The 22,009-nt window shown below is 49.5% G+C and carries 23 protein-coding genes, 1 pseudogene and 2 riboswitches; of the genes and pseudogenes, 10 read left to right on the top strand and 14 right to left on the bottom strand.

Translation table 11 applies throughout. From position 1 onward, the window contains the following. Positions 1–17: 17 nt before the first annotated feature. The 5 genes from SK50_RS17100 to SK50_RS17080 all read right to left on the bottom strand — a co-directional run bounded on the left by SK50_RS17100 (position 18) and on the right by SK50_RS17080 (position 4,750). Entirely contained in the window at positions 18–1,484 is a 1,467-nt protein-coding gene (locus SK50_RS17100; protein ID WP_023304100.1) for a pyridoxal phosphate-dependent decarboxylase family protein, read from the bottom strand. A gap of 18 nt (positions 1,485–1,502) precedes the next feature. Continuing rightward, positions 1,503–2,879, bottom strand: coding sequence for a diaminobutyrate--2-oxoglutarate transaminase (locus SK50_RS17095; protein ID WP_015572345.1), 1,377 nt, complete (start codon positions 2,877–2,879; stop codon positions 1,503–1,505). A gap of 311 nt (positions 2,880–3,190) precedes the next feature. Then, a complete protein-coding gene (locus SK50_RS17090) occupies positions 3,191–3,634 on the bottom strand; it encodes a hypothetical protein (protein WP_032654244.1) in 444 nt (147 codons plus the stop codon). 185 nt (positions 3,635–3,819) lie between these two features. Continuing rightward, positions 3,820–4,104, bottom strand: coding sequence for a YadA C-terminal domain-containing protein (locus SK50_RS17085; protein ID WP_032654241.1), 285 nt, complete (start codon positions 4,102–4,104; stop codon positions 3,820–3,822). 193 nt (positions 4,105–4,297) lie between these two features. Continuing rightward, the gene (locus SK50_RS17080; RefSeq protein ID WP_032654239.1) at positions 4,298–4,750 is read right to left on the bottom strand and encodes a hypothetical protein; all 453 of its coding nucleotides are present in this window, start codon (positions 4,748–4,750) and stop codon (positions 4,298–4,300) included. A gap of 616 nt (positions 4,751–5,366) precedes the next feature. Then, positions 5,367–5,462: riboswitch (TPP riboswitch) on the top strand. A gap of 67 nt (positions 5,463–5,529) precedes the next feature. Between SK50_RS17080 and SK50_RS17075 the strand changes: the two genes are divergently transcribed. After that, positions 5,530–6,834 carry a tyrosine-type recombinase/integrase gene (locus SK50_RS17075; RefSeq protein ID WP_048229746.1) on the top strand — a complete coding sequence of 435 codons (1,305 nt, stop codon included), beginning with the start codon at positions 5,530–5,532 and terminating at the stop codon, positions 6,832–6,834. A gap of 118 nt (positions 6,835–6,952) precedes the next feature. Then, positions 6,953–7,255, top strand: a pseudogene (locus SK50_RS24210) (DUF4145 domain-containing protein); the annotation flags it as partial. Positions 7,256–7,410: 155 nt separating this feature from the next. On the opposite strand, the gene SK50_RS17070 reads toward SK50_RS24210, so the two are convergent. The 4 genes from SK50_RS17070 to SK50_RS17055 form a co-directional block, all read right to left on the bottom strand. Beyond that, positions 7,411–8,613 carry a hypothetical protein gene (locus SK50_RS17070; RefSeq protein ID WP_048229745.1) on the bottom strand — a complete coding sequence of 401 codons (1,203 nt, stop codon included), beginning with the start codon at positions 8,611–8,613 and terminating at the stop codon, positions 7,411–7,413. Beyond that, complete coding sequence (locus SK50_RS17065) at positions 8,606–9,751, bottom strand: nucleoid-associated protein (RefSeq protein ID WP_255353963.1); 1,146 nt, start codon at positions 9,749–9,751, stop codon at positions 8,606–8,608. The genes SK50_RS17070 and SK50_RS17065 overlap by 8 nt, the downstream gene beginning before the upstream one ends. Positions 9,752–9,987: 236 nt before the next feature. Further along, complete coding sequence (locus SK50_RS17060; RefSeq protein ID WP_048229744.1) at positions 9,988–10,563, bottom strand: recombinase family protein; 576 nt, start codon at positions 10,561–10,563, stop codon at positions 9,988–9,990. Between the two features lie 239 nt (positions 10,564–10,802). After that, a complete protein-coding gene (locus SK50_RS17055) occupies positions 10,803–11,153 on the bottom strand; it encodes a hypothetical protein (RefSeq protein ID WP_032161738.1) in 351 nt (116 codons plus the stop codon). A 198-nt stretch (positions 11,154–11,351) separates the two neighbouring features. On the opposite strand from SK50_RS17055, the gene SK50_RS24205 reads away from it, so the two are divergent. The 4 genes from SK50_RS24205 to SK50_RS17035 all read left to right on the top strand — a co-directional run bounded on the left by SK50_RS24205 (position 11,352) and on the right by SK50_RS17035 (position 13,988). Next, positions 11,352–11,546, top strand: coding sequence for a hypothetical protein (locus tag SK50_RS24205; RefSeq protein ID WP_248274861.1), 195 nt, complete (start codon positions 11,352–11,354; stop codon positions 11,544–11,546). 1,347 nt (positions 11,547–12,893) lie between these two features. Then, positions 12,894–13,085 carry a hypothetical protein gene (locus tag SK50_RS17045; protein WP_072202930.1) on the top strand — a complete coding sequence of 64 codons (192 nt, stop codon included), beginning with the start codon at positions 12,894–12,896 and terminating at the stop codon, positions 13,083–13,085. A gap of 20 nt (positions 13,086–13,105) precedes the next feature. After that, on the top strand, positions 13,106–13,261 hold the full coding sequence (locus SK50_RS24040; RefSeq protein WP_048229743.1) for a hypothetical protein: 156 nt from the start codon (positions 13,106–13,108) through the stop codon (positions 13,259–13,261). After that, positions 13,230–13,988 (top strand): hypothetical protein, encoded by a 759-nt coding sequence (locus SK50_RS17035; RefSeq protein WP_048229742.1) that lies wholly within the window; start codon positions 13,230–13,232, stop codon positions 13,986–13,988. Before SK50_RS24040 ends, SK50_RS17035 begins: the two co-directional genes overlap by 32 nt. A 103-nt stretch (positions 13,989–14,091) precedes the next feature. On the opposite strand, the gene SK50_RS17030 is transcribed toward SK50_RS17035, so the two are convergent. Together SK50_RS17030 and SK50_RS17025 are read right to left on the bottom strand one after the other, a co-directional pair. Further along, positions 14,092–14,523 carry a DUF6998 domain-containing protein gene (locus SK50_RS17030; RefSeq protein WP_032444776.1) on the bottom strand — a complete coding sequence of 144 codons (432 nt, stop codon included), beginning with the start codon at positions 14,521–14,523 and terminating at the stop codon, positions 14,092–14,094. 46 nt (positions 14,524–14,569) lie between these two features. Then, a complete protein-coding gene (locus tag SK50_RS17025) occupies positions 14,570–14,809 on the bottom strand; it encodes an HTH-like domain-containing protein (RefSeq protein ID WP_001318412.1) in 240 nt (79 codons plus the stop codon). A 197-nt stretch (positions 14,810–15,006) separates the two neighbouring features. After that, positions 15,007–15,103, top strand: a riboswitch (TPP riboswitch). A gap of 35 nt (positions 15,104–15,138) precedes the next feature. On the opposite strand from SK50_RS17025, the gene thiM reads away from it, so the two are divergent. The 3 genes from thiM to SK50_RS17010 are packed head-to-tail and all read left to right on the top strand — an operon-like array spanning position 15,139 to position 17,495. Further along, on the top strand, positions 15,139–15,909 hold the full coding sequence (gene thiM, locus SK50_RS17020) for a hydroxyethylthiazole kinase (RefSeq protein WP_017693063.1): 771 nt from the start codon (positions 15,139–15,141) through the stop codon (positions 15,907–15,909). After that, the gene (gene thiD / locus SK50_RS17015; RefSeq protein ID WP_032669493.1) at positions 15,906–16,706 is read left to right on the top strand and encodes a bifunctional hydroxymethylpyrimidine kinase/phosphomethylpyrimidine kinase; all 801 of its coding nucleotides are present in this window, start codon (positions 15,906–15,908) and stop codon (positions 16,704–16,706) included. The genes thiM and thiD overlap by 4 nt, the downstream gene beginning before the upstream one ends. Positions 16,707–16,748: 42 nt before the next feature. Further along, positions 16,749–17,495: a GntR family transcriptional regulator gene (locus SK50_RS17010; protein ID WP_003859242.1), complete on the top strand. Its 747-nt coding sequence runs from the start codon at positions 16,749–16,751 to the stop codon at positions 17,493–17,495. Here the strand turns inward: SK50_RS17010 and SK50_RS17005 are convergent. From SK50_RS17005 to SK50_RS16995, 3 genes are read right to left on the bottom strand one after another with little or no spacing between them, the layout of a single operon-like run. Next, positions 17,469–18,422: a PfkB family carbohydrate kinase gene (locus SK50_RS17005; protein WP_045141678.1), complete on the bottom strand. Its 954-nt coding sequence runs from the start codon at positions 18,420–18,422 to the stop codon at positions 17,469–17,471. The two genes, SK50_RS17010 and SK50_RS17005, sit on opposite strands and share 27 nt — an antisense overlap. Beyond that, positions 18,419–19,423: an ADP-ribosylglycohydrolase family protein gene (locus tag SK50_RS17000; protein WP_015572351.1), complete on the bottom strand. Its 1,005-nt coding sequence runs from the start codon at positions 19,421–19,423 to the stop codon at positions 18,419–18,421. Before SK50_RS17000 ends, SK50_RS17005 begins: the two co-directional genes overlap by 4 nt. After that, positions 19,420–20,697, bottom strand: coding sequence for a nucleoside permease (locus tag SK50_RS16995; RefSeq protein ID WP_003859236.1), 1,278 nt, complete (start codon positions 20,695–20,697; stop codon positions 19,420–19,422). The genes SK50_RS17000 and SK50_RS16995 overlap by 4 nt, the downstream gene beginning before the upstream one ends. A 248-nt stretch (positions 20,698–20,945) precedes the next feature. Between SK50_RS16995 and fbaB the strand changes: the two genes are divergently transcribed. Next, a complete protein-coding gene (gene fbaB, locus SK50_RS16990; protein WP_015572352.1) occupies positions 20,946–21,998 on the top strand; it encodes a class I fructose-bisphosphate aldolase in 1,053 nt (350 codons plus the stop codon). Positions 21,999–22,009 lie beyond the last annotated feature (11 nt).

The following is a 22,009-nucleotide window of genomic DNA, read 5'->3' as shown; positions in this document are numbered from 1 at the left end:
TGGGAGAGGGGTAAGCATTACTTCGCCATCACTTCCTGCGCGGTACGCTCAACCAGAGACAGCAGGATTTTTACGTCCTCCAGCGTCACGGTTGGGTTCAGCAGGGTCAGCTTCAGGCAGGTGATACCGTTATGCTCGGTCACACCGACGTTTGCACGACCAGACTCCAGCAGCGCATCGCCAATTTTCTGGTTCAGCAGGGCAATACCGGCGTCATCCATCTGCGCCTGCGGACGGAATCGGAACAGCACGCTTGCCAGCTGGGGTTGCATCACCAGTTCCAGAGCAGACTGCTCTTTCACGTAAGCCGCAACCTGCTGTGCCAGCGTCACGCCGTGATCGATGATTGCCGCGTATTGCTCCTGACCCAGCGCTTCCAGGCTCATCCACAGTTTCAGCGCGTCGAAACGGCGCGTGGTTTGCAGAGATTTGGAGACCAGGTTAGGTACACCCGCTTCTTCATCGAACTCAGAGTTCAGATAGGCCGCCTGATAGCGCATCAGTTCATAGTGACGCGCTTCTTTCAGCAGGAACGCACCGCAGCTGATGGTCTGGAAGAACTGCTTGTGGAAGTCCAGGGTGACGGAATCCACCAGCTCGATACCGTCCAGGTAGTGACGATACTGCTCAGACATCAGCAGCGCGCCGCCCCAGGCCGCATCAACGTGCACCCAGATATTCTGTTTCGCAGCCAGCTCAGCAATAGCACGCAGCGGATCGATAGCACCCGCATCGGTCGTACCGGCCGTGGCCACAATCGCCAGGATCTGCTCGCCGTTCGCGTTGCACTGTTCGATTTTCGCCGCCAGATCGGTGAGATCCATGCGGGAGAATTCGTCAGTTTTCACCTGCACCACGGACTGGTAGCCCAGACCCATCAGCGCCATGTTTTTCTGCACGGAGAAGTGGGCATTTTCCGAACACAGCACGCGGATCTTACGCAGATCGCCTGTCAGACCGTCCTGCTGAACCGAGTGGCCCTGACGCGCAAAGAACGCGTCACGCGCCAGCATCAGCCCCATCAGGTTACTCTGGGTGCCGCCGCTGGTGAAGACGCCTGCGTCGCCAGCCTGATAACCCACGCGGGTACGCAGCCATTCGATCAGTTTGATCTCAATGATGGTTGCGGACGGGCTTTGATCCCAGGAGTCCATACTCTGGTTAGTGGCGTTGATCAGCACTTCCGCCGCCTGGCTAACCACCAGGCTTGGGCAGTGCAGGTGCGCCACGCACTGCGGGTGATGAACGGACAAACTGTCTTTCAGGAAGAACTCCACGGCGCGTTCGATCGCCGCTTCGTTGCCCAGCCCTTTCGGGTTGAAATCCAGCTTAATACGGTCGCGCAGCTCCGCGACCGTTTTGCCCTGGTACATCTCAGGCTGTTTCAGCCACTGCATCACAGCCTGAGTGCTTTGTTCAATCGCCTGCTGGTAAGCTTCAATGCTCTGCGCAGAGGAGAACAAAATTGGGTTTGAATCAGACATCGTATTCAACAACTCCGGTTACGCCGGGCTAACGCCCGCAGCAAGCAGTGCCTGCTCGAATTTATCCAGGAAGACTTTCAGCTCGTCATCGCTGATCAGCAGAGAAGGCAGCAGACGCAGAACGATACCGTTACGGCCGCCACGCTCCAGAATCAGGCCGGCTTCGAAGCATTTCTTCTGGATCAGTGCAGACAGCTCGCCATCGCCCGGGAAGCAACCCATGTGATCGGCGGCTTCATGTGGCTTAACGATTTCAATACCGATCATCATGCCCAGACCGCGAACGTGGCCGATCACCGGATAGCGTTTCGCCATCTCTTTCAGCTGGCCTTTCAGCCATTCGCCCTGTGCAGCTACTTTGCCCGCGATGTTCTGGTCTTTCAGGATCTTCAGCGTGGTCAGACCGGTAGCCATCGCCAGCTGGTTGCCGCGGAAAGTACCGGTATGGTGACCTGGCGCCCATGCATCGAACTGCTTTTTGATACCGAGCACGGCCAGCGGCAGACCGCCACCGACTGCTTTAGACATCACGATGATGTCTGGCTCAATGCCAGCGTGTTCGAAGGCAAAGAATTTACCGGTACGGGCAAAGCCAGCCTGGACTTCGTCGAGGATCAGCAGGATACCGTGTTCCTGAGTGACTTTACGGATGCGCTGCAACCACTCAACAGGCGCCGGGTTCACGCCACCTTCACCCTGAACGGCTTCGAGGATCACCGCGGCAGGTTTACGCACGCCGCTTTCGACGTCGTTAATCAGATTTTCGAAGTAGTAGGTCAGCGCCTTCACGCCCGCTTCACCACCGATACCCAGTGGGCAACGGTACTCGTGTGGGTAAGGCATGAACTGGACTTCTGGCATCATACCGTCAACCGCTTCTTTCGGAGACAGGTTGCCGGTGACGGACAGTGCGCCGTGGGTCATACCGTGGTAACCACCAGAGAAACTGATGATACCGCTACGACCGGTCACTTTTTTCGCCAGCTTCAGCGCCGCTTCAACGGCGTCAGCCCCGGACGGGCCAGTGAATTGCAGGCAGTACTCTTTGCCCTGACCAGGCAACAGAGAGAGCAGGTATTCTGAAAACGCGTCTTTCAACGGCGTGGTCAGATCCAGGGTATGTAACGGCAAGCCGCTGGTAATGACATTTTGGATGCTTTTCAGCACATCAGGATGATTGTGTCCAAGCGCGAGGGTGCCTGCGCCTGCTAAACAGTCAAGGTATTCTTTATTATCTGCATCGGTGATCCACACGCCTTCTGCTTTCGTAATCGCTAAAGGCAATTTGCGCGGATAACTCCTGACGTTAGATTCAAATTCGGCCTGACGGGCCAGATAGGTTTCGTTGCTTTTGTGGGCATCTACGGTGTCAATACGGACTTTATCCGTCATCATATCACTCCTACAACCGCCGCTTCGTTATGAGCAACGATTGAATAAAAAGTTAAAAAACAGATGGGGCCTGAAAAAAACGCCGCCAATATAGAGCCTTTTGTCACCGGGCTCAATGGTTAATTTGCTTACTGTTTTGTGACACAGGGCACAGGGCAGGGAAGAACGCCGTTTGTATGGGGGAGATTGCACTTTATGCTAAATAAAAACAGTAGCTTACGTATGATTTATCCGCATTGTAAAATCAGACAAAAGAGTGTGACAAATCGTGCGATTGTCAGGTGAAAAGGAGGCAGTGAGCCTCCTTACGCTGTTTATTTCTGGCTAACGCGTAAAATACCGTGTTCGCGTCCCTTCGTTTTATTCCACGACGCGTCCGTAATACCGTTTTCATCCAGGCTTAGCGATATCACAAAACCATTACCACGGATCTCATAGAAATTCGCATTCAGGCGTTTAACGCTGGCTTTCTTGCCGTTAACGGTGGCGCTAAAAAAGCCGTTAGAAAGCGTGGCGTTAACCGTGTCCGACGAGAACGAGGCTTCACGCAGGGGATCGTGAATGGATGTCGCTGGTTCGTGTTGTGCCGCGTTTTCCGCTTTGGTTTTGCTGATATCACAAGAGCCATCGCCAGCGCTCATTTGCGTGCATCCCGAACGCTCTAATTGAGCGCGATAATGGGCGTTTATGGCGTGCGCAGGCGAGACACAACCTGCAAGCACCGCAGTACCTATAACGAACATCATTACTTTTTTCATTTTACCGCCTTAAAAACGACACAAATACCAGGAGACATACATCACGCCGATCCAGATCCCGACCGAAATCAGCATCAGATACAGGGCTACCGAAATAAAAATATATTTAGACATCTTTTTGTATCAACGAAATGCTCATCCGCTAAAATGAGGCTTTATATTTGTCCCGATGATTGTTTTACGCTTTAAAAGCCCATTCCAATCCCAACCGAAGCGCCCATATTATTCGCGGTATCATCTGAGAAGCTCACTTTCGCGATGACATGGGAATTAAAGTTAACGGATGCACCGACAGCAAGCGCGCTCTCGCCGTTGTAAGTCGCGCCGCCAGCAGAGAACATGACGCGTTGATTGGTTTGCACTTGTGGCAAACCCGCCATCGCCCCTGAAATACCGGCATTGGCCTGCTTCTTATTATTGTCCACTTCATCACGCAGAGATTTAAATTGCTGGCTGGTGTTAGTATTCATTGCCAGTAATGTCTGCCTGGTGGCTTGCAGATCCTGCGTGGCGGCGGTAACAGCCAGGCTATTTTTAGCGACCTTCGCCTGGGTAGCCGTATCCAGCTATCGTTGTGTTATGGTGGTTGTCACACCATCTTTACCGTTATGACCGTCTACACCGTCGCGCCCATTTCTTCCCGCAATGCCTTGTGCGCCAGTATCACCCTTTATCACCTTTCGCTCCATCTGTACCGTTGATGGGTTTAGGTGCATTTTCGAGAGCAGTAAGGCGGCTATCCTGAATATTATCGACGTGTTGAAGGTTGATAATGGCTGTGCCGTTAGTCGCTACACCCTGTAGGGCCGTCTCACTTTTCAGACTGGCGGTATCGACAAGCAACGCTTTCTGATGTGCGTCGTTAGCCATTTTATCCACGACTAACACGCCTGGTTTTGTGGACTGAAGGTCGTCATTAACCTGCGTTAAGCGGTTATCCGTTGCGATATCACGGTTAATGCTATCAGCGTTGTTTTGTGTAATCTGATCCTGATGGTCATTTACAATATTAGTGATTTGCCGATCGTCCCAAACCGTATTCGCGGCTTCAGCCTGGCTCATTGTACCCGCTAAGACAACGCCCATTACAAAAATAGCAATAAAGGTTTTATTCATAGATTTCATTTGAAAAGCTCACATCATTAATTGTCGAAAAATACTGAAGCTGAATCGCTTTGTTTTGTGGATTTAAAAAACGGGTGAACGTTGTCTAAATCTTATTTAGTAACGCGAGTAAACTATCAATTAAACGCAAACCAATGATGTTGATCTAAGTCATAAATATTATGAATAGTTCCGACGGCGTAAAAGTCATTTTGCGGTTGTTATTAATGTAAACATTAAGGTGAAAATGAGGTGGTAAATGAGAGAGTTAAATTAAGTGTTTGACAGAGATAAAATTCTGCAAAATAAATGTTTACATTAATATGTGGGTTTATTTCATACGAAAGAAGGTGGGCTGTCTTATAAAAGCACTCCCGGTGCGTCATTATGGATAAAAATAATATTTCTCAGCACAGTGAGTAAATAATATTTTTCATGTGTTCTTAACAAATCTGGCGGGATAATTAACTAAACAATAATGTATACATATAGAGGGTAGTTAATATCTTGTCGTTTATTGTTCGTTACAGGGGATTAACGGACAGCCCAAAACCCCTTGCACCCGGGTTACCCCCCGGTTACACTACATGACTACGAATTGCTATTTCGTAAGTAGCTGTTTTATAAGTAATTTGACTCGGGGTGCCCTTCTTTGTGAAGGCTGAGAAATACCCGTATTACCTGATCTGGATAATGCCAGCGTAGGGGGCCGAAATTCGGCCTACTTATCATGAGATTGACTCTCTTTTTGTCGGTGCGTAATGCACTTGAGGTACAAAAAGGGTGTATTCATGGGGTACAAAACTCTTCCATATACGTTTCAGCGAAACGGCAACTACTACCTGCAAATCCGGCTTTCAAATGGCAAGATGTATAAGAAATCTCTCCTCACTGACAGCTATCGTGAAGCATCTGCTTTGATGATTGGCGTTACGCCACACATTCCTTTTGTTCAATCATTAGCTACGCCGCTCCTCGTGTTTGAATTATTTTTGTCTAATCTGATTGCGTCAGAACGCAAGGCTGCGAGAAATCCATTTTTGGCCCACCAGCAGATAGCTCCTCCTATTGAAATCGTGGAATCTCAATCGCCAGCCGAACCGGAAAAAGTGCTAACTCTCTCGGATGCGTGGACGATGTACAAAGACGAAAAGGGACGCAACTGGACGAAATCGATCTCAATGGCAAATGAGCGCTACATGGAAGTGCTGTTAACGGTCTTAGGAGGGGAAACTGATGTAGCGGCGATTAGTAAACAGGACATTAAACAGGTGATGGAACTCGTTGAAAACCTTCCAAAGCGTGTTGTTCAGCCTTACCGCTCAATGTCGATTCAGCAACTGATTGAGTGCGATGATGTTCCACCGGATCAACTGGTAGGCGTTGAGGCCATCCATAAGCATCTCAAGCTGTATAAATCACTGTTCAAAACCTTCCTCACGGAAAGCAAAGACATTTTATCTAAGTCGCCAACTGATGGCGTAGTGGCTGCACCATCGAAAGCGAGATTTGGTGCATACAGCACAGCGGAGATGAAAAAATTTGTAGGGTGGGCGCTTAAGCAGCCTGACAACTGGCAAAAATGGATCACATTGCTGCTTGCATATACCGGAGCCAGAAGAGGCGAGATTGCCAAACTGGAAAAGTCACAAATCAAATTCGACGAAGATAGCCAGCGTTACTATTTCCTGATTGCCGAAGGAGGGCAGGGGAAAACTGAGAACGCTACCAGGCAGGTAGTCATCCACCCTAAGTTAATCGAATGGGGTTTTATGGAGTATGTTGATAGCCAGTGGAAAGATCGGATTTTTTCAGAAGTAGCAGGTACGAACATGACGAAAATCGGCAAAGTGTTCGCTGATCTGCGTGATCAACTTGGTATCCCATATGTGGATGATTACGGGCAGCGGCGTTTATTACACTCCATCCGTCACAGCGTCTGCTCTGCTGCCATGGCTGGTTGGGTGAAAAATATTCTGCACCTTCAGCAGACAGTTGGTCATGAAAAGAGTGGCGGGATTACTAAACGTTATTTACATACGTTCCCTCTATCCTCAGTTTCTTATGTAATCGATGGCCTTCACTGGGAATCCTGACTGTAAATTATCGTACTTATGCCATGGATATGGCACTTTTGAGGATGTAACCTTTAGGGGGACGCATGGATGGCCTGAGTATCATTGACTCCTCTGCCATAACATCTAAACCGAATAGAAACTGATGATCCATTTAGGTGAGCCAAGTAAAAATATAAATGAAGATATAAAGTCACTTGTTGCAAAAAGATTACCCCCGTTAGTATAGAAAGCGGCTGATATATGTCGAATTGTTGGCAATCAGGCTGTCCATCCCGGGGAGATTAGCCTTGATGATGACCCTCGGTTAGCCCATGGTCTATTTAAGCTGCTCAATGTTATCGTCTCAGAACAGATTACACGGCATAAAGAGATTGATGCTATGTTTCAAAGTTTACCGGCTAATGCATTGAAGGGAATTGAAGGTAGAGATAAGATGTAACTATACTTGCCTAAAGAAATTAGACACAAAACAGCGAATGATTTCAATGTTTAAATGGTCTTATAAAAAGTGGAGTAGCCTATTATTTAGATCTATTCCACTAACCACTTGCTTTGGAGGTGGGGGGAATGTGGATAGAAAAACCGAATGGTTAGTTATAATAACTGTAACAAGTAGTCTCTAAACTGGTAGGCAACAAAGGCAGCCCAAACAACTAAACCAATAAATATTAATAACTCGATATAAAATAATGTTGAATCAGCATTTTCTTTTTTCTTCTTGATTTTATCATTTGCTGATCCTATTACTTCAGTGATCTTGTTATTTACAACAATATTCTGCGGGTCAGTATTTTCTTTCAAGAGTAATGTTAATGTTCTATTTGCACTTTCCATTATGTCATTAAGTGATTTTCGTGAGTTATGTATGCCGATAAAAACAACTGCACTCGTCAAAAGCATTGCAACAAAAATCAATAACAGTGCAGATAATGACCAACCTTTTATGATGGCAGTACTGACTAAAACAGCAGGGATTGTCAATGATTTAGTTTGATTTTCTTGAATTAAATTATTTAACTTGGACAAGAAATCAAGTTTTTGTGATTCTACTTCATAAATGATTTTGTTTATAGAATACTTGTTAATATAAATTTCATAGTTGACTGAAAAAGTTTCCCAAAACAAACAAGGATCTTTAAGCAAACTGCTTAGGAAATCATTTTGATTCTCACTTTCAGTGTAAGTTTCGACCAAGGATGAACGCATAACTAACCTACGTTCATACGAGTGTAAATCGCCACTGGTTAACGTTGTTAGATCACATGGCGAAGATTGTATGTCTTGTAGGAAAGTATTGTCTAAAGATTTCAAGGACAGACGATGTGAGGTGATTTTTTTACCTTTACCGCCCTCCATGACGAAGACATAAGTTGGCCAGAATGTAGTATTATCGTAATCTGTATGATCAGATATTCGAGAAAGTAAATCACACCATTGTAAATATATTTTTGTCGATTGGCATATTTTCTCTATTTGTACTGAATCCAATTTTTCTATATAAAATGAGCTGAATGGTTCAGCTTTATTTCTGACCTTAATTCTGAGGTTTTTGAAGTATTCTTCGACAGAGGAAAACCAGCCAATTTCGTTTGTAAGCTGTAAAGAAAGTTCCATTTTGCTGCCTTGAATGTCCACTTCTAAGGCAAGTGCTTCAATAGCCTTCAACTTTTCAACAGCTTCTTCTATGTCAGCGAGGACACTGGTTGAAAAGAGCCATACATGATATGGGTCTTGATAGCTTATGCTTTCAGCTCTATCTTTGATGAAAAGTAGAGAATTGATAGTTTCACTATTCATTAGCGAATTCTTTCAGTTTTGCGATGATTATTGGATCGGTTACTTTCTGAGTGATTCTGATTTCATTTGTTTCCTCATCAAAGATGACCGGGCAATCTGAATTAGGCAAACCAATTTGATGTTTTTTCACACTTAGTTTTGCAATCGCAGTTTCAAAATCAAGCCACTCAAGTTGCTTTTTCTCTTTAGCCGTTATTTCGAACTCTTCGTTAACTTCAAAACCATTCTCATTAACAAACTCGACAAAACTGCCTTTATGTTCTGCATACTCTTCAGGAATTAATGCATCTATTTTGGTTTGAATTTTATCGAGAGATACGGTTTGTCCTCTCTTGAATGAATTGAAAAGTTCAGTGATTTTAGAATCGATTTTTTCACGCAATGCTCGAGGGAATTGATGCTCTTTAACAAATGTATTTAAAGCTAATATACATTGTTCGCTGCTCTTTTGATTAGAGACTACATTATCTGCGCCTATGGATTCAATGAAATACTGACGGACATCTCCAGAACCTCTTATAAAGCATAAATTATTTTTTTCTTTTTCCTCTTCGTCATCTGACACGAATCTCAGGGCATCGATTCTTGCGCCTTGCAGAAATTTATCCAAGTCAATAATATCGACAGGATTTAGTTGAAGGTTTTCTTTGAAACGCAGAGCATCTGCGTTTTTCAGCATTAAAACTAATAATCTCTCATGGAGAATGTTTGATTTCCCATTATCATCAACAAACTCAGATTTATAATGAGTGAAAACTAACACAGCGCCATTACTTGCCCTGGATTTTTTTGCGGAGATAATGAGTTTTTTCTGGACGAAATTATCGATAAATGCGAGGAAGTTTAATTTTCCATCCAGATGCTCTAATAAATTACCCGGGAACGAGTTTTTAAGATAAGGGCGTGCAAACTGAGCATATGATTTGCTGCTTTTATTAAATTTGTGATCAACCTGCGAGGTAAACTTGATTACTTCTTCTTGGTCTGTAGGCCATGCAGCACCAATCTGATAAGACCAGTCTTTTTTTTCATCTTCTGGCGGAGTAATTCTTACGGCAATCGCATTTAGTATTTGAAGGGCGGACAAAGGAATACTCCCACAAAATAGTAACGTTGAGTGATTATTTTGCTCTATCATAGCGAACAAAATTCATGCTAATCAGAGCATTGTACTATTGGTGAAGCAAAACTACTATGATGACATATTGTTTTAATGGGCTTTATCACATTTAGGTGGTGGGGATATGCTTCTTGGCATTTAGTGCCCAGTGCTGTGCAAATTTCTCTGATACGGAGCTTGGAACAGCAGTACCGCTTTGTGTCGAGCGTTAAGCATGTTTTTTTCAGATCACCCATTTACGATAGCCGAAATTCTCAAATATCAGAGAGATGATCAAATGTCTTTAGTCGATAAAAAGTGGCTTTGCTGATCGCTAACTTATCTTGTACGACTGTTGGAGAGTAACCCTGAGCCAGTAACTCTCGTACCTGTTCAACGGTTGCTTTAATTGGTCTGCCACAATGCTTCCCTTCCGACTGAGCACGTTTAATACCTGCTGTTCTACGCTCCGCGATTAGGTCTTTTTCCAGGCTGGCAAGTCCTGCCATCATAGTGAGCATGGCTTTACCCACTGGTGTTGAAAGATCAAACCCTTCGCGCAAGCTGACTACTTTCACACCCTTCATTTGCAACATTTCAACAGTAGATAGTACATCAATGGTGTTACGTCCCAAGCGGTCTATAGCAATTACGATCAGCGTATCGCCTTCTCGCACATAACTGAGTAGTTCACCAAACCCGGGACGCTCTCCTGCCTTGATTGCACCACTTACTGCTTCATCGCTGTACCAGCGAGTAATGCTATAACCAGCACCGGCAATCTGCTGCTTCTGGTTTTCAACGTTTTGGTCGCTGGTGGAAACTCGCACATATCCGATCAGAGTTGTCATGATGTTCTCTAAGTCTCAAAAGGTAGTATCAAAATAATAGGTGTCCCAAAATTAAAGATCAACCTTTTAAGACAAGGCGAAGCCGCATTCTGTCGTTGCGTCGGTTTGGTCTTATAAGGAGATGGTTTTGAGACTGGATAGCAAAGGTTTAAGAATAGAGGCTTAGAACGAGAATATGTGGAGGTTGGAAACTTGGAATTGATGGTCAACTTATTGGGCGTGATTGCTCACGCCTTCGTTTAGATCTCAGAACACAGGCTCAGCGTGTAAAGTGCCGTTTCACCATCGTTGTTAGTTGGGCGCATAACGAAAATTGGATCACTGCCGTTGTCGATGTAAGTAACCGCTATTCCACCGTCTGGGGTGGCGTACATCTTCGCAATACTTTTCTCTCCAATGAAACCCAGCCGCCAGGTTTTACCACCCATGCTCACTTTCATACTTTTGTCCTGAACATCAAGACGAGTCTCTACTGAGGATTTTTGGCTACCAGAATCGATCTGCCCTTCCTGGATCGCCTTACAGGTGAATGTGGTTGCACTTGAGACGAAGGGGAGAGCGATCAGCGCCGCGAGAATCAATCTTTTCATGGTCTTCCTTATTCTTGTTTGATTTGGTGACAAGGCGCTGTTAGCGCATTACCTTATCTTACCACTTTAATTAATAAAATTGATCTTATGGATCAGTAAAATCGATCGATTTGAGTGGCACAATGCTGTGGTATAAATATTGAGCACTGAGTCATTCGACGATCACAATCAACTGGAGTAGGACTTATGAATAAGGCAATGTTGGTGATGTCAGGACTACTGTTTTCACCGTTGGCGGTAGCAGGGCAGATCACAATGACCGATCCCCAGCAGGAAACGACGGAGAGCGGAAAGACGCTCTGCACATACCAGAACAGCATTTACCTGTTCACCTACGTAACAAAGGGCAAGTGCCCATTTGCGAAGACATTTGACACTGATGATGCTCGGTAGTCGCTGGGATAAAACGAGACGGGTAATTTAAAATTCGAATCAAGGCAGTTTGCTTAACATAAGCATCATAATGATTTTATTATCATTTCTGTGAATCCCGCACGGAGCAAGGTTTTATGCACGGTAGATGATAGTTTTAATTGTTACGATCTCGGTGGGTATGGCAGCTTTACCCCGCATCAATGGTGCTTCTTTAAATGCGAATTACCAGTGGGTTTACCATTATTAACCATCGCTTTAGTAGGATTAATCTTAGGGTTGTTGTATGGACGGTACGCAGTGAGCAGGGCGACGCTCTACCGTTGGGTGAAGGGCTGAGGGTAGGCAATAGTTACCTATGTACCCGGCAATCAATGCCGCACTACCCCGGCAATGTTTACCTTCCTACCCCGGCAATGATTGCCACCAATACTATAGTTAATAACCTAATTAATACTCTATCTTTATAATCTTTAAGATCTTCTGATATTTGCGCTGACTTAGGTCAGGCTACCCCGCGCAAGAATAATAATCATCATCATCTTTTTTGCATTGTCCCTGCTCGGTACTCTCCGGGCAAGTGACCTGTTTCGCCTTTGGTTGGCTCCTCGGTCAGCCCCGTACCGCTCATGGAACAAGCGACAGCGTTCTCTTAACATCTGTATTGTGCAATGGCTTTGCCACCGTGAAACGGTTGCACAAGAATCTTAGCGCTGTGCGCGGAATTATCATCTGACCAACCAACTACCGTTGATTGACCACCTGATAAGCTGACTAACCTCAACCATCCATTCATGAACTAACGTTCATCCATGTAAGGTTTCAGCAAGTCAGAGGCTAAAGTTCACTGTTCACCATGCTACGGTTCCAGTTCACCAATCCAACCAACCAATCACCTGTTAACCCTCGTACTTCTGTAGTCGTGTTATGGGTTCTTGGGGTTGGGATAAGTGCCAGAGGTGCGCCATACATCACCAGAACGCACAGGAAGCCCGTAGAGCGATTAAAGAGGGTGGGTGATGAATGGTAGCCTGAAAGCCCTCAGAACGTCGCAGAGAGCGTTACAGGCTGTTTTTTTGTGTTTCTTGTGGCTGTCTTCTCTGGTGGCAACTTCTACCATAAATTTCAGTTTACAGCAACCATCAACTTTTTGTATAAAGCACTTAATGCGCTTGACTTTTTAGAAGTTATTGAAAAATCTCTTGACAACAGGTGCGTCTTTAGTGTACTATGAGAAGTATAGTGATAAGCGTTATCATTTGAACCTCCATCTAACAACATTCCATCACGCATGAATTGCAGCCTCCACCAGGTGTTTGGTGCGGGGGCTTTTTTGCGTCTGGAGAAAACCAAACAGGAGCAAATAACATGCGTTACTTCAACGTTGACCAAATCTACGCAGATTTGATCACAGGCCGAACAACACGAACACTTGTTTACAGTTCACTTGTCCGGGCGCGTAAGAATGAACAGCCCGATAGAGTGGAGATGTTCGAGGAAGCGATCCGACGCTTTGACGAATGGCGAGCAACGCCAAACTTCACGCCAGTGACCAGCTAACCCAGAAAAAGGAACAGACAATGAAGATCAACTTTGACTCAGCAACTTTCCAATCTTTATTACAGCGTGCCAACGCAGAAGGGAAATCGATCCCAAAATTGGTAAACGAACTATTAACCACCGTCCTTACTAAAGAGGAAACAAATGACAAAACAGAAATCAACACCCGCAGTTAAAACCATTGAAGAAGCAAAAGCGCAAAGCCGCCGTGCCAAAGGTAAACAAAGATACGTAGCCACTGAAAGCTGGCTTACGATGTTTCGATATTGGTATTCGCCATCTGGGAAAAGATATAAAGCCACCGCCTCAGCGATAGCAATTTATAGCTTTATCGCAGGACTTAACGAGCAAGGTAAAGAATGCTACGCCAACCAAGATACATTAGGCAAAGTTGGCAGGGTGGAGGCTCGACAGGCACGAAACATTATCAGGATGTTTGAAGATTTGGGAGTTGTCCACGTCGAGGACAGGAAAGGGCAAACGAGCATTTACACTGCATTTCCTTTCACCGATGCTCACATTACCCCACCAGAAGCATTAACAGAGCAGCTGCCTGTAGCAGTGTCTGACGAAGTGCCAGCCCCTGAGCCAGTTAAGGCCGCAGAGGAACAGTCAATTCCTGATTGGGATGACATTCCTTGTGCCTGGGATGACTTTGATTATCAATCGGCACCAACGATGCCCATTCAGCAGGACAGTCCAGAGTTTCCCTGGGGCGGTGTAGCTATTTGCAAACCGAATGGACAACCACCAGGTGCCGCTGTGAAATGGGCGCTAACAGAGACAATGGGTGATGAGAACGCAGCCTACCAACTAATTTCCAGAGTGGTTTCTGAACGCACTGGAAGAACAGAAGTCTTTACTCCGCAAACGGAAGAAGATTTTGATTCAATACCATTTTAACCAGGAGGATTATGATTACCCAGCTCTACATCTTCTTATTCTTTCGCGCTGTCTGGTACATTGCCACCCGCATCCAGAAAAGAAAAAAACGAACACTTAGGGATTACACTGACTGAAACTCTTCGGTGACGTTTTCTACGCCAGGCGTTTTAAGAAGCACGCCATTAAGATGGATCACAAATTTGTTATCATGGCTGGCATATCCGGCAATTTGGCGACAAACATCTACAGGGACACGAACTGCCAACATGACTTCGGCATCGTCATTAAGCTGAATACCGATCAGGTAATCGAAATCCCAGGAGCGAATTCCGCCTAACTGGGTTTTATTGACTCTGGTTTTGACCTGCAATAGCGTGCCATCGCCTAATCTTACATCGGCGCTTTTATGGGAGTTTGGCAATAATTCACCGCCATAAAGTTGCTTTACGAGATGTTCACCATAATCACCAGTGACATTACCACCTCGGGCAAAAATGCCCTTGCAAGCAGTCACCGCTTCTCGATACTGCCGATATGCTTCACGTGCACTCATCCATCCAACCTCGTTAACTAAACGTAGATACCGATGATCTTGTTAATCACAGCTTCGAGGTATCAAGCCCAGCGGCTTTAAGCCGTTCGGTGAGATTCCTCATTTTGCTGAATTCAGTACCAAAACTGGCTTTAAGTCCCACACCCTCGCAAAACTCTTTAGCAGTGACGTTTTTCAGGTGGTCGGCGTATTTGATCATCTGGAGGTGCATTTCAACCGTTTGACCATTTCGCGGTGCGCTGTTGATGGCTTGCTTAATGTTCTCGTAGATCTGGGTTTCTGTCATTTGCATATCTCACTTATCAAGTTTAGATAAATAATATAAATTAGCTAATTTAGATAATCAAGGGGTTTTGTCATACAGATATGGGGTACAAACTGAGGTACAAGGTGGGGTACAGCGTGAAGAAGCGATAACCGGAAGGGTGGGCTTGCAAGAGCAAGCAACTTCCCCTAAGCTGGCAAAAAGTATAGAGATTCAATCTTCATGACTCGGGGTGCCCCATCACTGATGGGCTGAGAAATACCCGTATTACCTGATCTGGATAATGCCAGCGTAGGGAAGTCAGATGCCTACCCGGTCATCGCTTCTTCACGCACGGCAGGAGCGAAACCATGCAGCCTGACCTGCTAGACTCACACGTTTTACATCAATTCCGAACCCGTTCCCCGCTCACGCACTGTATGACCAACGATGTCGTGCAGACCTTCACCGCCAACGTTTTGCTCGCGCTGGGTGCTTCCCCGGCAATGGTGATCGAAGCCGAGGAAGCGGAACAGTTTGCCGCGCTTGCCGATGCCCTGCTCATCAACGTGGGTACACTCACCGCGCCGCGCGCCCAGTCGATGCGTCGGGCTATTGAGAGCGCGGTAGCCGCGGGTACGCCCTGGGTTCTGGATCCGGTTGCGGTTGGCGCGCTGGCATACCGCACCCGATTTTGCCAGCAAATATTGTCCCTTAAACCTGCGGCCATTCGTGGAAACGCCTCCGAAATCCTCGCCCTTGCCGGAATGAGTGCGGGCGGGCGCGGGGTTGATTCCACCGATACGGCGGCGAGCGCGTTGACCGCTGCGCAGACGCTCGCCCGCCAGACCCACGCCGTTGTGGTCGTCACAGGAGAAGTGGATCACATCACTGATGGTCAGCGAACCCGTACAGTCGCGGGCGGCGACCCGCTGATGACCCGCGTGGTGGGAACAGGCTGTGCGCTCTCGGCGGTCGTCGCCGCCTGCTGTTCGCTGCCTGGCGACAGGCTTGATAATGCGACGGCAGCCTGCGGCTTTATGAAGCGCGCAGGGTCAGCTGCACTGACTCACAGCCGGGGCCCCGGCAGCTTTGCCCCGGCGTTTCTGGATGCGCTTTACGCGCTGGAGGAGCTGGTATGACACGCATTAATGCCCTGACTATTGCGGGAACCGATCCCAGCGGCGGAGCGGGGATCCAGGCAGACCTGAAAACCTTCTCTGCGCTCGGCGCTTACGGATGCTCGGTTATCACCGCGCTGGTGGCGCAAAACACGCGCGGTGTACAGTCGGTATATCGTATTGAGCCGGATTTTGTCGCCGCACAGCTGGATTCGGTATTCAGCGATGTACGCATCGACACCACCAAAATCGGCATGCTTGCAGAGGCGGACATTGTTGAAGCGGTCGCTGAACGTCTCAAACGTTATCAGATAAAAAACGTGGTGCTCGATACCGTGATGCTGGCCAAAAGCGGCGATCCGTTGCTCTCCGCCTCTGCCATCGACACCCTGCGTAAAAAGCTGCTGCCGCAGGTGGCGCTGATCACGCCAAACCTCCCTGAAGCCGCCGCGCTGCTGGATGCGTCACACGCGCAAAACGAACGTGAGATGAAAGAGCAGGGCAATGCGCTGCTGGCGATGGGATGCAGCGCGGTGCTGATGAAAGGTGGTCATCTTGATGATGCAGAAAGCCCGGACTGGCTCTTCACCCGCGATGGCGCGCAACGTTTCACTGCCCCGCGGGTACAGACCAAAAACACCCACGGCACGGGATGTACGCTCTCGGCGGCGCTGGCGGCGCTGCGTCCCCGAAACGCGAACTGGGCGGATACGGTGCAGGAGGCGAAGATCTGGCTCTCGTGCGCGCTGGCAAAAGCCGATTCTCTGGAAGTGGGTCACGGTATTGGGCCGGTTCACCATTTTCATGCATGGTGGTAAGCCGTATACTGGCATAAAACCTTATGCCAGAGAAAAACAGAGATGGAACAAGCGCATACCCGGTTAATTGCTCAACTCAAGGAACGAATTGCCGCACCGGACAACACGCCGTTGTACCTGAAATTTGCCGAAACGGTTAAAAACGCGGTACGCAGCGGCGTGCTCGCGCACGGTAATATTTTGCCGGGCGAGCGCGATCTGAGCCAGCTGGCCGGTGTGTCGCGCATTACGGTGCGTAAAGCGATGCAGGCGCTGGAAGAGGCCGGCGTCGTCACCCGCGCGCGTGGATACGGTACGCAAATCAACAATATCTTTGAATATTCGCTAAAAGAGGCGCGCGGGTTTTCTCAGCAGGTGGTGCTGCGGGGCAAAACGCCCAACACGCTGTGGGTTAATAAACGCGTCGTGAAGTGCCCGGAAGAGATCGCCCGCCACCTTTCCCTTGCGCCGGACAGCGATGTATTTCTGCTTAAGCGCATCCGCTACGTGGATGACGATGCGGTATCAATAGAGGAGTCCTGGGTACCGGTAGGATTAATCCCCAATCCGGACGACATCGGCGTCTCGCTTTACGATTACTTCCGCAGCCAGAATATCTTTCCGCAGCGCACCCGTTCCCGCGTCAGCGCCCGGATGCCGGACAGCGAGTTTCAGGCACATATCAAGATGGACGATAAGATACCGGTGCTGGTGATCAAGCAAGTCGCGCTCGATCAACAGCACCGGCCAATTGAGTACAGCATCAGCTACTGCCGCAGCGACCTATACGTCTTTGTGTGCGAGGAGTAGGACCTCGCGCGTGGGGGCGCAGTCGCCACCGCGATGGCTGACTACCCAGGCGGCTACGGCATTGCCAAGCTGCACCGCCTCTGGCAGTGACCATCCCGCGGCCAGCCCGGCAAGGGTACCTCCCGCATGGCTGTCACCCGCGCCGATGGTATCGACCACGGTAGCAGGAAACGCCGGAACGTGTCCGGAAGCGTCACCGTCGTACCAGACCGCCCCGTCTTTATCATGGCGTACGATCAGCGCAGCGCCAAACCTCTGCTGCCACCGTGTGCCCAGCTGTTCCACGTTTACGCCAAGCCATTCGGCGGCAAGTTCCGCCTCCTGACGATTGAGCGAGACGATCGGTTTGCAGGCCATGATCCGCGCCATCAGCGGGTCGGGAATATCCGCGATGCGCGGACCGAAATCGATAAAGAGCGTCGCATCCTGAAGACTTTCCAGCCAGGCCGTCAGCAGCTCACCGCTGGGGGACGCCAGCTGGTAGCCGGACAAAGAGATCAGGCTCCCTGCCGGCACGCTTAACCCGTCCAGCCAGCGCTGCTGCCACTGGTTCTCCACGCCGCTAAACGACATAAAGGTCCGTTCACCGTCAGGCTCCACCAGCGCCAGGCACCAGCCGTTATCGCCCGTTTCCGCTTCCACGGCGCTGTGCAGATCCTGCTTCGCCATGGCGTTACGGATAATATCGGCCCACACGCCGTGGCCGACGGGAAGGGCGTTTTGCGCAGCAATGCCGAGCCGCTTCAGGGCGATGGCGATATTCAGCGCGCAGCCGCCAATATTCACTCCCTGTTGCTTCAGCTCGATATCACACCCGCGCCAGGGCAGGGCGTAGGCGTCGGCAATCACGTCGATAACCGCCGCGCCGAGTACCGTTACGGGGCGCGTGGCGTGAAGGGTTTCGAGACGGCGGGCAAAAGCACTCATACGCCCTCCCTTTGCTCCCGGAAGTGCAGCAGTTTTTCGCAGTAGTGGCCGAAATCGAGCCGGTTTACGGCATCAAGTTCGTTTTTGAGTGCCGGATCAATGGCCTGTACACCGTGCAGCGCGCCGCAGATGGCCGTTGCCATCGCGCCGATAGTGTCAGTATCACCGCCCAGGTTGGCGCATAACACCGCGCAGCGGTTCGGATCGGTACCCGCGAGTTCGACCATCGCAATCGCCGCCGGAACGGACTCAAGGGTGCTCGTGCCCGCGCCAATAAGCTGATAGATCTGCTCGCTGGCGGACTCGGTACCGTTGGCTTCGCGCACGGTTTTCAGGGCCAGCTCAATACGAGCGGAAAGCGATGCGCTGAAGGTGGTCGTGTTCGCCTCCTGCGCCGCACGGGCAATACCCGGCAGGGCATCGGCGATGTGATGCCAGCGTTCGCCGTCGATAGCGCGTGAAACCGCCCAGGCGATCACCACCGCACCGGCGATGGCGAGATCCGATTTATGGGTCGGGCTGGAGGCTAACGCAACCTGTTCCACGAAGTGCGCCAGACGCGTGGCTGGCAGGAGGCATCCCAGCGGGGAGGCGCGCATCGCCGCCCCGTTGGTGACGCCGTTGTTTTCCAGCTGGCTCACCGGCTTGCCGTCACGGATGGCGTTCAGGGCAATTTTGGAGGTCGGGCCGAGCACATTCTTATTGAACGCGTCAAAATCCAGCGCCCAGTCCAGAATATGCTTACCGATAACGTCAGGGTTAATTTCCCCGTCGCATTCGATAATCGCGTCGGCCAGGCACAGCGCCATCGACGTATCATCCGTAAATTCGGCCTGCTTAAAGTAACAGGCGGCATTATTCTCAGCCGGGCCGGGTAAGAAACGGTCGATCCAGCCGAAGTGCGCTTTCACCCGCTTGCGCGGCCACAGCTCCGACGGCATCCCCATCGCATCCCCTAACGCCTGCCCGTAAAGAGCACCGAGAATACGGTCTTGTTTCATTTAACTTCCCCTCGTGTCAGCGCGGTATCGCCATCAACCACCTCAATTGCGGTGATCTCTTTATCCGATTCGCGGAAAAACAGCATAAACAGCACGGCAATCACCACAATCATGATTGCACCAAACGTCCACATTCCGGCCCAGTTGAAGGTCAGCCCATTCACCGGCTCTTTATATGCGAACATTTTTTCCATCATCACGCCGCCGAGACGGTAACCCAGCAGGCTACCAAAGCCCTGACAGCACAGCGTGATCAAGCCCTGCGCCGCGTTGCGCATGTGCACGGGCGCTTTTTTATCCACGTAGATGTACGCGGTGACGTAATAGAAGTCATAGCTTACGCCGTGCAGCAGAATGCCGAGGAACAGCAGGGCGTAGGTGAAGTATTGCTCGGCGCCGCCGTAAACAAAGAAACCGTAGCGAATGGCGGCGGTGATCAGGCCCAGCAGCAAGACCTTCTTAATACCAAAGCGTTTGGTAAAGAATGGCAGAGCGAGCATGAAGAAGATTTCAGAGAACTGGCCGAGGGTCATCCAGCCGGTGGCGTTTTTCATCCCCACTTCGGTGAGATAGCCGTTGGCAAAGATATAGTAGAAGGCCAGCGGCATGGCAAACAGGAACGAGCAGAAGAAGAACACCAGGAAGTTTTTATCGCGCAGCAGGATCAGCGCATCCAGCCCCAGCATCACTTTGAAATCCAGCTTGCCGGTACTCTTCGGCGGGGTATTCGGCAGGAACAGCGCGAAGACGCCAAGCAGAAGGGAGCTGGCAGCGGTCATCAGCAGCGGGATATTGGTGTCAGAGATGTCGCTATAGCCCATCATCTGCGGCAGGAAGCCGCACGCCAGGCCGGAGGCAATCCAGCCGATGGTGCCCATCACGCGAATGCGCGGGAAATCAGCCTCCACGTCATCGACGTTCGCGAAGGCGATACTGTTGGTCAGCGCGATGGTCGGCATATAGGTCAGGGAGTAGGCCAGCAGCAGCGGGAAGAAGGTGCTGAACTGGGTTTGCTGTGCTGCGAAATACATCAGAATCGCGCCAGCGAACATCAGCACGGCCAGCACTTTCTGGGCGGCGAAGAAACGGTCCGTCAGCGAGCCGACAAGGATGGGAGAGAGGATCGCGGCAATCGCGGTACAGGCGTACGACCAGCCAATTTCCCCGGCGGTAAACCCGCTCTTACTCAGCCACAGCCACAGCGGCACAAACCATGCGCCCCAGATAAACCATTCAACGAACATCATGAATGACAGTTGGACTTTCGTTTTCATTTTTTAATCCTGCATGTCAGAGGTACGCATGTAACATACCATGTGATAATACCTTTTAAATACCTTTAAGGCGATTGTTTGATCAGTGTAACAAAAATGTTGTACACGAAACGAGCCAGCAGATTGTGCTTAAAAAAGTTGCAAATGGTGGAAAATAGGTTAAGTCGGTACCAGGCTTAGTCTGCCTGCAAAAACGTGGGCTTGGATCACACGCTCCGACATCATGTCGGACTTACGGGAGCATCACTATGACTGATATTGCGCAACTGCTTGGCAAAGACGCCGACAGCCTTTTACAGCATCGTTGTATGACCATTCCAGCCGACCAGCTTTATCTGCCTGGCCATGATTACGTAGACCGCGTCATGGTCGACAACAACCGTCCGCCTGCCGTACTGCGAAACATGCAGACGCTTTACAATACCGGTCGTCTGGGCGGGACCGGCTATCTCTCCATTCTGCCCGTTGACCAGGGCGTAGAGCACTCGGCGGGAGCGTCGTTTGCTGCTAACCCGCTCTACTTTGACCCGAAAAACATTGTCGAGCTGGCGATTGAAGCGGGCTGTAACTGTGTGGCATCGACGTATGGCGTGCTGGCCTCCGTTTCCCGCCGCTATGCTCACCGCATTCCGTTCCTCGTCAAGCTGAATCACAACGAAACCCTGAGCTACCCAACCGAATACGACCAGACACTGTACGCCAGCGTCGAACAGGCGTTCAACATGGGTGCGGTAGCGGTCGGGGCGACTATCTATTTTGGCTCTGAGCAGTCGCGTCGGCAGATAGAAGAGATCTCTGCCGCGTTTGAGCGCGCGCACGAGCTGGGGATGGTGACCGTATTGTGGGCCTATCTGCGTAACAACGCGTTTAAGAAAGACGGCGTGGATTACCACGTATCAGCGGATCTGACCGGTCAGGCAAATCACCTGGCGGCAACCATCGGCGCGGACATCGTGAAACAGAAAATGGCCGAGAATAACGGCGGGTATAAAGCGGTGAACTTTGGCTATACCGACGACCGCGTCTACAGCAAGCTGACCAGCGACAACCCTATCGATCTGGTGCGCTACCAGCTGGCTAACTGCTACATGGGCCGCGCCGGGCTGATTAACTCCGGCGGTGCAGCAGGCGGTGAAACCGATCTGACCGACGCGGTGCGCACGGCGGTGATTAACAAACGCGCCGGCGGAATGGGGCTGATCCTGGGCCGCAAAGCGTTTAAAAAATCCATGGCCGACGGCGTGAAGCTGATTAATGCGGTTCAGGATGTCTATCTGGACAATAAAGTGACGATTGCCTAATCGCACGCATC

Source organism: Enterobacter sp. BWH64 (assembly GCF_001037645.1).
GTDB classification, from domain to species: Bacteria; Pseudomonadota; Gammaproteobacteria; order Enterobacterales; family Enterobacteriaceae; genus Enterobacter; species Enterobacter hormaechei_C.
Note: the sequence above shows the minus strand (reverse complement) of the source record. Positions and strands in the feature narration are given on the sequence as shown.